General features: G+C 35.5%; 1 protein-coding gene. It reads right to left on the reverse strand.

Annotated elements, in window-relative coordinates:
* Positions 1-400, reverse strand: a 400-nt coding sequence (locus tag D7V77_RS42905; RefSeq protein WP_199734033.1) for an arginase family protein, incomplete at both ends; no start/stop codon positions are given.

Below are 400 nucleotides of genomic sequence, written 5' to 3' on the forward strand. Positions count from 1 at the left end.
GCAATACTAACTGAAGACACCTTATCACTTGGAATAATACGTTTTGCTAATTCAAGAACAGTATGTGGATACAAACCTAACACTGCCGGCGCACTTACCCCAGGCGCAAACGCACTATCAATGACATCCATACAAATCGTAAACATAATGACATCATGTTCATGTACAAAACGTTCAATCATATCTTTAATTGTTGGTGATACGTGACTCAATAATTCATCTGCAAAGACATAATCAATCTTTTTCTCTTTAGCATAATCAAATAAACTTTGCGTATTACCACCTTGAGCAATACCAAGCACTAAATAATCTGTGTTTTCATCTTCTTCTAAAATTTGTCTAAAGCTCGTTCCAGATGTAGATTGTTGTTCAGCACGTGTATCAAAATGCGCATCAATAT

This window comes from Corallococcus sp. CA041A (assembly GCF_003612075.1).
GTDB lineage: Bacteria > Myxococcota > Myxococcia > Myxococcales > Myxococcaceae > Corallococcus > Corallococcus exiguus.